10 protein-coding genes are annotated in these 14,288 nt (G+C 34.6%); 8 read left to right on the top strand and 2 right to left on the bottom strand.

All coding sequences use genetic code 11. The features are described 5' to 3' along the window. Window positions 1-182: 182 nt before the first annotated feature. On the top strand, window positions 183-872 hold the full coding sequence (locus FHP04_RS10605; protein ID WP_139856112.1) for a TetR family transcriptional regulator C-terminal domain-containing protein: 690 nt from the start codon (window positions 183-185) through the stop codon (window positions 870-872). Next, the gene (locus FHP04_RS10600; protein ID WP_139856110.1) at window positions 872-2,179 is read left to right on the top strand and encodes an ABC1 kinase family protein; all 1,308 of its coding nucleotides are present in this window, start codon (window positions 872-874) and stop codon (window positions 2,177-2,179) included. The genes FHP04_RS10605 and FHP04_RS10600 overlap by 1 nt, the downstream gene beginning before the upstream one ends. A 191-nt stretch (window positions 2,180-2,370) precedes the next feature. On the opposite strand, the gene FHP04_RS10595 is transcribed toward FHP04_RS10600, so the two are convergent. Then, window positions 2,371-4,800, bottom strand: a complete 2,430-nt coding sequence (locus FHP04_RS10595) for an alpha/beta hydrolase family protein (RefSeq protein ID WP_139856108.1) — start codon at window positions 4,798-4,800, stop codon at window positions 2,371-2,373. A 204-nt stretch (window positions 4,801-5,004) separates the two neighbouring features. Between FHP04_RS10595 and FHP04_RS10590 the strand changes: the two genes are divergently transcribed. Next, on the top strand, window positions 5,005-6,012 hold the full coding sequence (locus FHP04_RS10590; RefSeq protein WP_139856106.1) for a 3-oxoacyl-ACP synthase III family protein: 1,008 nt from the start codon (window positions 5,005-5,007) through the stop codon (window positions 6,010-6,012). 468 nt (window positions 6,013-6,480) lie between these two features. Next, window positions 6,481-6,840, top strand: a complete 360-nt coding sequence (locus FHP04_RS10585; protein ID WP_139856104.1) for a CoA-binding protein — start codon at window positions 6,481-6,483, stop codon at window positions 6,838-6,840. Here the strand turns inward: FHP04_RS10585 and FHP04_RS10580 are convergent. Then, window positions 6,811-8,259 carry a sodium:solute symporter gene (locus FHP04_RS10580; RefSeq protein WP_139856102.1) on the bottom strand — a complete coding sequence of 483 codons (1,449 nt, stop codon included), beginning with the start codon at window positions 8,257-8,259 and terminating at the stop codon, window positions 6,811-6,813. The genes FHP04_RS10585 and FHP04_RS10580 overlap by 30 nt on opposite strands. A gap of 132 nt (window positions 8,260-8,391) precedes the next feature. Between FHP04_RS10580 and FHP04_RS10575 the strand changes: the two genes are divergently transcribed. From FHP04_RS10575 to FHP04_RS10560, 4 genes are all read left to right on the top strand, one after another. Then, a complete protein-coding gene (locus FHP04_RS10575) occupies window positions 8,392-10,881 on the top strand; it encodes a T9SS type A sorting domain-containing protein (RefSeq protein ID WP_158319135.1) in 2,490 nt (829 codons plus the stop codon). A gap of 86 nt (window positions 10,882-10,967) precedes the next feature. Next, window positions 10,968-11,588: a recombination mediator RecR gene (recR, locus tag FHP04_RS10570; RefSeq protein ID WP_139856098.1), complete on the top strand. Its 621-nt coding sequence runs from the start codon at window positions 10,968-10,970 to the stop codon at window positions 11,586-11,588. A 68-nt stretch (window positions 11,589-11,656) separates the two neighbouring features. After that, window positions 11,657-12,778, top strand: a complete 1,122-nt coding sequence (locus tag FHP04_RS10565; RefSeq protein WP_139856096.1) for a glycosyltransferase family 2 protein — start codon at window positions 11,657-11,659, stop codon at window positions 12,776-12,778. A gap of 95 nt (window positions 12,779-12,873) precedes the next feature. Beyond that, complete coding sequence (locus FHP04_RS10560) at window positions 12,874-14,208, top strand: dihydrolipoamide acetyltransferase family protein (protein ID WP_139856094.1); 1,335 nt, start codon at window positions 12,874-12,876, stop codon at window positions 14,206-14,208. The last annotated feature ends 80 nt before the right edge of the window (window positions 14,209-14,288 follow it).

Below are 14,288 nucleotides of genomic sequence, written 5' to 3'. Positions count from 1 at the left end.
GTACCATTTCATAGTCAAAAAAAATACCAAGGGTTACAATGCTGACACCTTGTCATTCTATTGAAGGAATAAACTTTAACACAATATTTTGTTTAACAGTTAGCTTAAAATGTTAAACAGTAGCTATCTTTGCTTACCTAGGTAGATTTACACCTTTTTCAATATTAAATACGAGACGTACTATGGCGACTGCAAAAACGAATTCCCCTGCTTCAAAAAAATCAAATTCGAATACTAAAATGAGTAAGGAGAAAATTATTTCCTTGTATATGGAATCAGTTCTTACAAATGAAAAAGTTCCGAAAAGCGTTTTTAAATTTTGTAAGGAAAACAATTTTGAAGAAACTCAATTTTACGAGCACTTTGGTTCTTTTGAAGGTTTACAAATGGAAATTTGGAGTTCATTTTATGAACAAACAATTTCATTAGCAAATAATGACGAAGCATTTCAAGGTTACTCAAATCAAGATAAAATGCTAACCTTCTTCTTTACCTTCTTTGAGTTACTTACACTCAATAGGAGTTACTTTCTTTTCTCGCTAAAGGAACATCAAAGTATGTTGAAAAATTTGAGTCAGTTAAAGGGACTTCGAAAAGATGTAAAACACTTTGCGGCCGAATTAATTCGAGATAATAATGAAGATAAAAAGCTAAAAGTTTTAAAACAATCTGTCACAATTTTTTCTGAAGGCGCTTGGTTACAAACCTTGTTTCTGTTGAAATATTGGATGGAGGACAATTCTGCTGGGTTTGAAAATACAGATGTTGCAATTGAAAAGTCGGTAAGAGCCATTTTTGATGTATTCGATACACAGCCGTTAGAAAGTGTTTTAGATTTTGGAAAATTTTTGTGGAAAGAAAAGATGGTATAATGAAGACAATAGATAAAATTCCAACAAAAAAAATTCAACGTGCTTCCAAGTTAATGACTACTGGTGCAAAAGTCGGCGGAAATTATTTAAAATATTACAGTAAAAAACTCGTGAACCCACAACATTCAAAAGATGAGTTAAATGAAAGCAATGCTGAAGATATTTATGACAGCCTAAAAAACCTAAAAGGAAGTGCTTTAAAAGTCGCCCAAATGCTGAGTATGGAAAAAAACATTATGCCAAAGGCATATGTTGAAAAATTTTCATTGGCTCAGTTTCAAGTACCTCCAATTTCTGCACCTTTAGTGCGTAAGACTTTTAAAAAGTATTTTGGCGATACTCTAGAGAATATTTACGATTCATTTGATGCCGAATCTGTGGCGGCTGCGAGTATCGGACAAGTCCATAAAGCAACTAAAGAAGGAAAAAATTTAGCTGTAAAGATTCAGTATCCTGGAATTGCCGAAAGCATAAGTAGCGATTTAGCAATGGTAAAGCCAGTTGCTATGAAGATGTTTAATATAAAAGGCAAGGACAGCGACAAATACTTTCAAGAAGTGGAAGGGAAGCTTTTGGAAGAAACCAATTATATTTTCGAAGTCGTTCAAAGTAAAGAAATTACACAGGCGTGTAGCAAAATTCCGAATCTGAGGTTTCCAAAATATTATGAAGAGCTTTCTAACGAGCGAATTATAACTATGGATTGGATGGAAGGGCAGCATTTGTCTGAGTTTGTAAAAACAAATTTAAACCCTGAATACTCCAACAAAGTGGGGCAGACGTTGTGGGATTTTTATATGTTCCAAATGCATCAATTAAAACGAGTTCACGCCGATCCCCACCCCGGGAATTTTATGGTAGATTCTGATGCAAATCTAATAGCAATAGATTTTGGTTGTGTCAAAACCGTGCCAGAGGAGTTTTATGCTCCTTACTTTGAGTTGGCTCAACCTGAGAATATCAACAATCCTAGAGTGTTTTCAGAAAAAATGTATGCTTTAGAAATTTTGAAAAAAGAAGATACCCCAGAAGAAACTCGATTCTTTTCAGAACTATTTCACGAGATGCTTAGTTTGTTTACAAAACCATTCCACAGTGAAACTTTCGACTTTTCAGATGAAGAGTTTTTTGGGAAAATCGCCGAGTTAAGTAATAAATACTCTAAAGATACCGAACTAAGAAAGATGAATGGAAATAGAGGTTCCAAACACTTCTTATATATAAACAGAACCTTTTTTGGACTTTATAATTTGATGAATGACTTAGGGGCAGAGGTTCAAATTAACAATTACAAGAAATACGTTTAAACTTTAACAAAACTTTGTTTAATCCTTTAACAATTTCACTAAACAAAGAATGGTATATTTACCATTAAATAATTGGATATAAAATTGCTATGAAAAAGTAAAATGTCAATTATTTAATTGGTTAGGTTGTTTAAAAAGGGCGCATTGTTAATGCGCCCTTTTTTGTTACAATAAATTGTTTTTTGAAGTGATTATTCACCGCTATTCTTTCTGTTTTTTACATATTTTTCAAGCCACTCGTGTTGTTCCCATAAAACGTGAAGAACACTTTCTTTTGCGCTGTAACCGTGGCTTTCCTTTGGAAGCATAACAAGTCGAGCAGTTGCACCTAAACCTTTTAACGCATTGAAGTATCGCTCACTTTGTAGGGGGTATGTTCCTGAGTTATTATCCGCCTCTCCGTGGATTAATAACAACGGAGATTTCATTTTATCGGCATTCATAAAAGGAGACATAGTGTTATAGGTTTCAGGAGAATCCCAATAGCTTCTTTCTTCACTTTGAAATCCGAAAGGAGTAAGGGTTCTGTTATAGGCACCACTTCTAGCAATACCTGCAGCAAATAAATTTGAATGACTTAATAAATTTGCTGTCATAAATGCACCATAAGAGTGTCCTCCAACACCAACTCTGTTTCTGTCTATGTATCCCATTTCATCAACTGCATCTATTGCGGCTTTTGCATTTCCAACTAACTGAGCAACAAAAGAGTCGTTAGGCTCTTCATCACCTTCACCAACAATTGGGAATGCTGCATTATCTAAAACTACATACCCTTGAGTAACCCAGTAAATTGGTGATCCGTAATACGGATATATAAACTCGTTAGGGTTTGTTGTGCTTTGTGCAGCACTGCTTTTGTCTTTGTATTCACGCGGATAAGCCCAAAGAATCATCGGCATTTTTTCTTTGCTATTTACATCATATCCGATAGGTAAATACAAGGTGCCTTCAAGCTCTAAACCATCATCGCGTTTGTAACTGATAACTTCTTTATGAACATCTTGGATGCTTTTAAACGGATTTTCAAATGAAGTAACTGCAGTCAAATCATTCTTCTTTTTGATGTTTCTGAAGTAATAATTAGGGTATTCATTCTGTGATTCTATTCGCACTAAAATCTTCCCATTCTTCATATCAATAGCAGAGTTTAAATTTTCTAACTTATCGGTATAAGTAGATTCATAAACACGCTTAGTTTTTTGAGTTTTCAAATCGTATTCATCAATAAAAGGAAATTGTCCTTTTTCTGAAAAACCGTCACCCATTAGATAAGCTGTACCATTGTTGATTTCTAAAACTCTTTCGTCATAATTGTTTCTTGTAGTTACAAAATTTCCCGGATCGCTATATCTATCTTGATAACTTCTATCGAAAATCACTTTTGGTGCTTGTGAAGCATTTGAAGGATTGAAAATATAACTCTTTGTGTTACGGTCGTTCCACCAGTAATCACTTGCAATTGCTAGGTTATCATTCCCCCAAGTAATTCCAGAAAAGCGATTGATAGTTTTAAGAAGCAGTTTCTCTTTCCCATTAAAAGGAGCGGCTAATTCATAAACTGCATCTCTGTGATTTACTTTTACTTCTGGATCACCTTTGTCTTGCGCTTCAGCCCAATATAAGGTAGCTGGTTTGTCTGCGCGCCATCTCATGCTTCTTTTGCCTTCTCTAGTAGCCATAAATCCTTTTGGCTGTACTTCATTTAATGGTACATCGTTTACTTTTTGAATCAGTTTCCCGTTCTTGTCATAAATATTTGTTTCAAATGGAAATCTGTAGTAAGGAACTATATATGAAAATGGTTTTTTTATGTTGTTTACCATAACATAACTTCCGTCTGGAGAGAAATCGATGTCGTCATACATTGCAGTAGGTAGAAAATCTGAAACTTCTCCGTTAAGTGTAATCTTTTTTATCGTTGAAAGCGCCAATTGCTCAAAATTATATTCGTCATTAGGGCTACTTAATAAATCTTGATAGGTTCTGTTTTGAGCTTTTTCTCCGTCACTTACTGAAATTGTAGGCCCTTCAGGTACAGCTTCTGAAGTGTTTATTAACTCTTTTCTGTTGTTAGGAATAGCATTTACTAACAGTGCATTACTGTCTTTAAACCAATTGATGGGATTCCCCATATTTGCATTTAATTTAAGTGTACTTAGTTTCTTTGCACTACCTTTTTCAATATCTGCAATCCATAATTGAACTCCATCGTCTGAGGTATTTAAGAAAGCAACCATCTTTTCGTTTGGAGAGATAGAGAAATTAGAAATTCTTGCATTCTCAGGTAATCCAGTGATTTGCTTTGCATCCTTTGCTGTAGCTTCTTTTACTTTTATATTGTTGAAATACCTTGTTCTACTTCCGATATTAGTTTTAGGGTTTATACGTAAACCTCCCAAACGAAGTTCGGTTTCAGAAAGTTCGGCGATAGATTTATATGCATCGCGGTAAAATAGCAGAACGTTTTCCCCTTTACTGTCAATCCAAACTGAAGGAGCTAAAGGAGCATCAACAAGTTCTAAAATTTCTTTCGGTGGTTTTTGATACTTTAATTTTTCTTGTCCTAAAAAAGTTGTCGTTACAAATAAAAATGCAACAAATGCAATAATGTTTTTCATATTAAAATTTTTAAAAGCCTAAAGATATTCAAAATAATTATCCTAGGCGTTTTATAAAATAAGGAGTACAGAGAATGTTTTAAAATGTGAGAATTTATTAGTTTCGTCTTTATAATCTATTATGCATGCATACTTTATTACGTCTAAATTACTTCCATAAAAAAAGTATATGCGTATCTTTCACGATTATTTAAAACGCAAAAAATGTATACTTCAAAAATTACTGGTCTTGGATATTATGTTCCCGAAAATGTTGTGACCAATGACGATTTGTCGAAATTAATGGACACCAATGATGCTTGGATTCAGGAGCGCACAGGTATTAAAGAACGAAGACATATTAAAAAGGGCGATGGGAATTCTACTTCTGTTATGGGAGTTAAAGCCGCTACTATAGCGTTAGACCGCGCTAAACTGCTTCCTAACGATATAGATATGATTGTTTTTGCTACGCTTAGTCCAGATATGTATTTCCCTGGAGGTGGAGTAGAAGTACAAGAAATGATGGGTATGAGAACGATTCCAGCACTAGATGTACGAAACCAATGTAGTGGTTTTATCTATGGACTTTCTGTTGCCGATCAGTTTATTAAGACGGGTATGTATAAAAACGTTTTAGTAATCGGTAGTGAAAACCACAGTGGGGGATTAGATTTTACAACTCGTGGAAGAAACGTTTCAGTAATTTTTGGGGATGGTGCAGGAGCTGCTGTATTATCTAGAAATGAGGAGGGTTCCAATGGAATTTTATCTACGCATCTCCATAGTGAAGGGGCACACAAAAATGAACTTGCATTACAAGGGCCTAGCACAGCTCATTGGGTTCCCGAAATTATAGCTGAAAACCCTCAAGAAAATATTCCGTATTATCCCGTGATGAATGGACAATTTGTGTTTAAACACGCTATAGTTCGTTTTGCAGAGGTAATTCAGGAAGGTTTGGATGCAAATAATCTTGAGGTGAAAGATATTGATATGTTAATTCCTCACCAAGCTAATTTACGTATATCGCAATTTATTCAACACAAATTGAAACTAACAGACGATCAAGTTTTTAATAATATTCAGAAATACGGAAATACAACAGCTGCCTCAATTCCAATTGCGCTTACTGAAGCTTGGGAACAAGGTAAAATTAAAGAAGGAGATGTTGTAGTGTTAGCAGCTTTCGGAAGTGGATTTACTTGGGGAAGTGCAATTATAAGATGGTAAATTGATTTTTTAAAATAAAGATGTGATAGCGAAACAATCTATTTTAAAGTTTTGTTTACTCATAGAATAAAATAGCCTTTCAGTATTTCTGAAAGGCTATTTCAATTTCCTAAAATAAGGAATAATTCGTTGAAGGCTAATTCAAATAAATTATAAAAATGAAACTTAGGATTATATGTGTTAGACGAAAAACCATCTTAATTGTTTCATTGTAAAACCTTATTTAACAATACAATAACATTTGAGTTTTAAAACAAACAAACCCGAAGTTTTTGCTTCGGGTTTGAAATATTACTGCAATTATTAACACTAACCATCAACGTAAAACTATTGCAGTAAAATAATATCTTTCTTCTACTTTAATAAAGACGTTCAAAAAGTAATTATGTTTCATTGCTACCTTCTTTTTAACTAACATTTATGATATTTTAAAGCGTTGTATTGTATTTTTCCTAAAAACTAAATCAAATGAAAAAAACATTAGTGCTAGGCGCAAGTTTAAAACCGAACCGATATTCTAATTTGGCAATAAATAGATTAGTGAATCACAATCACATTGTTGAAGCCGTAGGTTTAAAAGAAGGTGAGGTTGCTGGCGTAAATATTGTTACAGAAAAGAAAGATTTTAAAGATATTGATACAGTAACTTTATATCTAAATCCAAAACGACAAGAAGAATACTACAACTATATTATTTCGCTAAAACCACAGCGAGTGATCTTCAATCCAGGTACTGAAAACCCTGAATTCTACACACTTCTTAAAGAAAATAATATTGAAGCTGAGGTTGCTTGTACTTTAGTTCTTTTGGGTACGAATCAGTATTAGACCTAAGAATGTAAGTACTCCATTTAAGATTAATATAAAAAATCCGAATTCAAAGTTTAGGTACAATGAGCTTAGATGGCTTATACTATACCCTATGAATGGAGTTGCAATTGCAACTAATGGAACAAGTTTGTCTTTTACATTCCATTTTGTAAAGAGACCGTAAGCATACAAGCCTAACAGAGGGCCGTAGGTATAACCTGCAAAAACAAAGAGTTTGGATATTACAGAATCATCTGCAATAACATATTTAAAGATGATAATTACGAGTATTAATAATAGTGAAAATAAAATGTGAATGAGCTTTCGCATTTTAATTTGTTTCTTTTCATCATATCTCTTTTCAATATCCAGTATATCGATACTAAAGGAGGTGGTTAATGCCGTTAATGCGCTATCTGCACTACTATAAGCTGCAGCTATTAGGCCTAAGATAAACAGTACGGCTACACCCATACCAAATACGCTTTCTTGCGCAGCAAGGGTTGAGAAAAGTTGATCTTTGTGAGCATCTATTCCATTTTGTTCAGCGTAAACAGTAAGTAATAACCCTAAAGTTAAGAACACAAAATTTACAATTGTAAGTACAATAGTAAACCAAAACATATTTTTTTGAGCGTCTTCTAAGTTCCGACAAGTAAGGTTTTTTTGCATCATATCCTGGTCTAGGCCTGTCATTACAATTGCAATAAAAGCACCACTTATAAACTGCTTTACAAAATGATCTCCTGATCTCCAATCGTCAAAAAAGAATATCTGGCTCATTTCACTTTCAGCTACAAATGTAAAAAGACTGCTTCCAGAAAGTCCTAAATCTGTGGCTACATAATAGACAGCAACTCCCACTGCAATTAACATAAATAAGGTTTGAAGAGTATCTGTCCAAACAATGGTTTTTATTCCACTTTTAAAAGTATAGAGCCAAATCAATAAAATTGTAATAGTTACTGTTACCCAAAAAGGAATATTCAAATCGTCAAAGATTAAACTTTGCAACACTACAGCTACTAAATAGAGGCGGAAACTTGCCCCAACAACCCTTGATAATAGAAAAAATGAAGCCCCCGTTTTATAAGAAGCGTTTCCAAACCTTCCTTCTAAGTATGTATAAATTGAAGTGAGGTTTAAACGATAGTAGAGTGGAAGTAAAACGGTTCCAATTACTGCATAACCTACTATATAACCTAAAACAACCTGAAAATAGCTGAATTTCGAAGCTTCAACCCAACCGGGAACTGATATAAAAGTTACTCCGCTTAACGAAGCGCCAATCATACCAAACGCAACCAAGTACCAAGGCGATTGTTTTCCGGCCTTAAAAAAATCAGCATTACTTCCCCCCTTATTAGTTAAGTAGGAAATAAAAATTAAAGCTAAAAAATATCCAATGATTAATAAAAGTATGTGTAAGGGTTGCATATTATATTAGACTATAATAATTAGGAATTCGTCTGCGTAAAAATACAAAGTTTGGTTTCCCTACCCATTTTATTTTTAATACATTTGATGGCTTTACTCAAATTAACTTATAACTACCTAAAAACTAAAAAGATGCGTTTTAAATTACTACTGCTTTTTACCCTTTTATTTAGTTCTTTAGCCATTCAGGCTCAAGAATATTTACGAATGATTGATGCTGGCACCTATAAAGTGCAAGATATTATAGATAGTGCCGAAGCCCATTTCGAAGGAAAGGATAAAGGCCGTGGCACCGGATATAAACAATATAAGAGATGGGAGTATAACGCTCTTAGAATGGTTCAAGACGACGGGTATTTGGCTTCTAATGCTGATCGTTTAAGAGAACTAGAAAATTGGAACGCATATGTAAACAGTACTGCTGAAAATAGAATGGTTCTTCCAGATAGCTGGCAAGAAATGGGACCAGATAATTGGAACGCAACTTCAGGATGGAATCCTGGGGTAGGTAGAATTACTTCGGTAGCGATAGAAGAAGGGAACGAAAACCATATTATTGTTGGTGCTAACACCGGAGGTGTTTGGAAAACTACTGATGGAGCTCAAACTTGGACTCCTTTAAATGACTACTTTTCAAACATGAAGGTTTATGCTGTTGCTATGGATCCAACCGATGCTAACACTTACTTCTTTGGAGCAACTAACGGAGATATTTTTAAATCAACAGATGCTGGAGCAACTTGGAGTTTATTAGCTACAATAGGAAATAGTGTTGTAAATAGAATCTTAATCCACCCAACCAATAGCGATATAATGTTTGCAACTGCCGAAAATGTCGGAATTTATGCTACTATAGATGGGGGAACAACCTGGACAACTGCAGTTTCAGACTCAAGAGGGTACGACTTAGAATTTAAACCAGGAGACCCTTCAGTAGTTTATGCTTCAGGAACTGGATTTCATAAATCAACAGATGGAGGAGCAACCTTTACAACCATCGGCGGATTTAATACGGGCCCAAAAATGATAGGTGTTTCGGCAGCAAATCCAGAGGCAGTTTATGTGGTAGAAGCGTTTCAAAATAGATTTGGTGGATTTTATTCATCTGTAGATGGAGGTAATACATTTACAAAGCTTAATCACGGTAACAAAAACTATTTTGGTTATAGTACAACTGGAAATGACAATAACGGACAAGCTCCTAGAGATATGGCGATTGCTGTAAATCCATCAGATGCTAATGAAGTGCATATTGCAGGTATTCTTTCTTGGAGATCTATGGATGCAGGAGTGACTTTTGAAATTACTTCAGATTGGATTCCTGCAAATGCTGCTACACAAAACATCGGCTACTGTCACGCCGATATTGATGATATGCTATTCCACGGAACTACACTTTATGCGGTTACTGATGGAGGAATTTTTAAAGCTGAAAACACGGCTACAATAAACGCTTCATATTTTGAAGATCTTACAGAAGGGCTAGGGATTCGTCAATTTTATAAAATTGGTATTTCACAAACAGAAGATGTAGTTGTATCTGGTGGGTCGCAGGATAATGGTACTTCTTTCTACACTTCTTCAACTGGATGGAGGGATTGGATTGGTGCTGACGGAATGGAAACTTTTATAGACAAGGACAATACAAACTTTATGTATGGTACTAGTCAATTTGGTCAATTATACCGAACTCAGAATGGAGGAAATAGTCTTATTCAAATTAATGAGCCAGGAACGGGTTCAGGGAATTGGGTAACACCTTTTGAGCAAGATCCAATAGTTCAAAATTCTATATATGTTGGGTACAATCGAGTTTATAAATCAGCTAACTTAGGTGCTTCGTGGACTCCAGTTTCTCAAAATTTTGGAGGTAACTTAAACAATTTAAAAATTTACGAAAGGAACAATCAAATCATGTATGCATCAAGAGGTGCATTAATGTACAGAACTACCGATGGTGGTGCTACAGATTGGGAGCAAGTTGGAATTCCAGGAGGACTAATTAATTCAATTGCAATTCACCCTGTAGATCCTAATAAAATTGCAGTAGCTACCACAAGTGCAAATAAAGTGATGGTATCTGAAGATGGAGGGGATACGTGGAGTAGTTACAATTTAAATCTTCCAAACTTTTCCGCTTTAGCAGTTGTTTGGCAAAACAACAGTAAGGATGGTCTTTATTTAGGTATGGATTATGGTATTTATTATATAGATAACACTTTTACCGAATGGCAACCTTTTAGTAATCTACTACCAAATGTTCAAATTAATGAGCTGGAGATTAACTATGAAAACGGAATGATTTACGCAGGTTCGTATGGTAGAGGTCTTTGGGTTTCTCCAGTAGTTGAAGGTACAATGGGAGTTAATAAAAACACTTTTGAATCTACTGTAAGTGTGTACCCAAACCCAGCGGATTCTCAAATTACTATTGGATTACAAAATCCAATAAATGCAGAAATTAGAATTTTTGATATTTCAGGAAAACTATTAATGTATCAAGCTGATGCATTTATCGCAAACAATTACACTATGGATGTTTCATCATTGAATTCAGGTGTTTACTTTGTGCGTTTAAATACAACTGCAGGTACAGCAATTAAAAAGCTTGTAATTAATTAATACAAATTTAATCCAAGTTAGGAATGCTTCAGGAAAATCATTTTTTTCTGAAGCATTTTTTTTAACTTGTCGGCAGGATTTTAGCTATGGAATTTTCTTCAAAATTACTTGAGAACGCGGTAAACGAAATGTCCCAACTCCCTGGGATTGGAAAACGTACAGCCTTGCGTTTAGTACTTCATTTATTAAAACAACCAAAAGAGCAAACCCAGAAATTAGCTGCTAGTTTGGTAAAAATGCGGGAAGAGATAAACTTTTGCTCAAATTGTCACAATATTAGTGATTCAAAACTATGTGAGATTTGTGCCAACCCTAACCGAAACGAAAAAATTGTTTGTGTGGTAGAAGACATTCGCGATGTAATGGCAATTGAAAATACAAGTCAGTATCGCGGACATTACCACGTTTTAGGAGGTAAAATATCACCTATGGATGGAATTGGTCCTGGTGATCTAACGGTTCCATCACTTGTTGAAAAAGTGAAATCTGGAAATATTACCGAGCTTATTTTTGCTTTAAGTTCTACTATGGAAGGGGATACTACTAACTTTTATATCTTTAAACAAATTGAACCTTATAACATTATTACAACTACTATCGCTCGTGGTATTTCTGTAGGTGATGAGTTGGAATATGCAGATGAGGTAACTTTAGGGCGAAGTATACTTCATCGTATCCCATTTGAATCGTCCTTAAAAAACAATTAGATTTGAATCAATTCCTTCAAAATAATAAAACCATCTTAGCCTTTAATTTTTCAAAATAATCTGTACTGATGAAATTATCTGTAGTTATACTTAATTATAATGTGCGGTACTTTTTAGAGCAGTGCATACTGTCTGTTGAAAAAGCTATTGAGAATATTGAAGCTGAAATTATCGTGATAGATAATGATTCTAAGGACGATAGTTGTGAGATGGTAAAAACTCAGTTTCCAAACGTAATTCTTATTCAAAATAAGGAAAATGTAGGATTCAGTAAAGCAAATAATCAAGCTGTATCCGTAGCAAAAGGGGAGTATTTGTGTATATTAAATCCAGATACTGTTGTAGCTGAAGACGCACTTGTAAATGCAATTAAATATTCTGAAAATGTAAAAAATATTGGCGCTTTAGGTGTTTATTTAATGGACGGTACAGGTAATTTTTTGCCTGAAAGTAAACGAAATTTACCAACACCAAAAGTATCTATGCTTAAGTTGTTAGGTTTTACAAAAAAGTATTATACCTCTCATTTGACAGAAAACTCTAGTGGTGAAGTTGAAATATTGGTTGGTGCATTTATGCTTGTAAAACGAAGTATTTACAATGAAGTTGGTGGATTTGATGAAGATTACTTTATGTATGGTGAGGATATAGACTTGTCTTATAAATTTACTAAAGCAGGATATAAAAACCATTATTTAGGGAAAAGTACTGTTCTTCACTATAAGGGAGAAAGCACTAAAAAGGACAAAGCGTATTTTGAGCGTTTTTATGGTGCAATGCAGATTTTTTACGAAAAACATTTTAATAATAATGCATTGCTTAAAAACTCGGTTTCTCTTGGGGTTGCCCTTGCAAAAAATGCATATAGATTCACCTCAAGTAATAAAAACAAAGAAAATTTACAGCTAGAAAAACATTATATTTTTACTGAAAATGTTGATTTAATTGAAAAGCTTTCAGATAAAATGAAGCTGCATTTTCAAATGGCATCAAAAAATGTTCATGAGCAGGTTGTTTTAAAAAATAGCTTGTTAGTTTTTGATAATGACTATGTTACAAATGGTGAAATCTTTCGGTTGATGAAACAATTGAAAGGAAAAGGCAACCATTTTAGGATAAAACCGCGAGGTTGTAACTTTATAATTGGGAGCGACCAAAGTGATGAAAAAGGTGGTGTAGTAGTTTTTTAAGAAATTTGAAACAGAAGACGAGCAAATTTTGACTAATTTTGCAACGTTTTTAAAATAAGGCTTGCGCCTTCCAAATTCGATATTGAAATTATATTATGGCAAAATTTGAATTGAAACTACCCAAAATGGGCGAAAGTGTTGCAGAAGCAACCTTAACAAACTGGCTAAAAGAAGTAGGTGATACTATTGAAGCTGATGAGGCAGTGCTAGAAATCGCTACCGATAAAGTGGATAGCGAAGTTCCCAGTGAGGTAGATGGTGTGTTAGTTGAAAAACTATTTGATGTAGATGATGTTGTGCAAGTGGGACAAACCATTGCTATTATTGAAACCGAAGGAGGGGCTGATGAAACTCCAAAAACTGAAAATATTTCAAAAGCTACTGCCGATTCAACACCTGAACAAGCTGTAAAAGAAGTTGAAAAGCAATTTGAAGCTGCAAAACAAGAAACTCATACTCCTATTGAAAATACTGGCGATCGTTTTTATTCTCCTTTAGTGAAGAATATTGCTGCTGCTGAAGGTATTTCACAAGCAGAGTTAGATGGTATATCTGGAACTGGTAAAGACGGCCGAGTTACTAAAAATGACATTCTTGCCTACGTAGAAAACCGTTCTTCTGCTAAAACTGTTGCTCCAGCACAAGCTGCTGCAACTACAGCTCCTGCAGCTCCTGCGGCAAAAGAAGCTCCAAAAGCTAAAACTCCGATATCGGTAAATGGTGGTGATGAGATAATTGAAATGTCTAGAATGGGTAAATTAATTGCCCATCATATGGTTGAAAGTGTTCAAACATCTGCACACGTACAGTCATTTGTAGAATGTGATGTTACTAATGTTTGGAATTGGAGAAATAAAGTAAAAGCATCATTTGCTAAGCGCGAAGGTGAAAACTTAACTTTTACTCCAATATTTATGGAGGCTGTAGCGAAAGCGCTAAAAGACTTTCCAATGATGAATATTGCCGTAGATGGTGATAAGATTATCAAAAGAAAAAATATAAACTTAGGTATGGCTGCTGCCTTACCTGATGGAAATTTAATTGTTCCTGTAATTAAAAATGCAGATCAGTTAAACTTGCTTGGAATGAGTAAGGCTGTAAACGACCTTGCAGTACGTGCTCGTGAAAACAAGCTTAAACCAGACGACATCCAAGGTGGTACTTATACAGTTACTAACGTTGGAACATTTGGTAGCATTATGGGAACACCAATCCTTAATCAACCACAAGTAGGTATTTTAGCTCTTGGAGCAATTAGAAAAGTACCTGCTGTAATAGAAACTCCAGAAGGTGACTTTATTGGAATACGTTACAAAATGTTCTTGTCGCATAGTTACGACCACAGAGTTGTAAACGGTGCATTAGGAGGGCAATTTGTAAAGCGTGTTGCAGATTACCTAGAAGATTGGGATGTAAATCGTGAGATTTAATTGAGATAAACAATACGGTAAAGGGGGATTTTGTATTCAAAATCCCCCTTTTCTTTTTTATAAATTCTTTCAAAACTTCA

Source organism: Aequorivita sinensis (assembly GCF_006346335.1).
GTDB classification, from domain to species: Bacteria; Bacteroidota; Bacteroidia; order Flavobacteriales; family Flavobacteriaceae; genus Aequorivita; species Aequorivita sinensis.
This window is presented reverse-complemented; position numbering and strand designations above follow the sequence as displayed.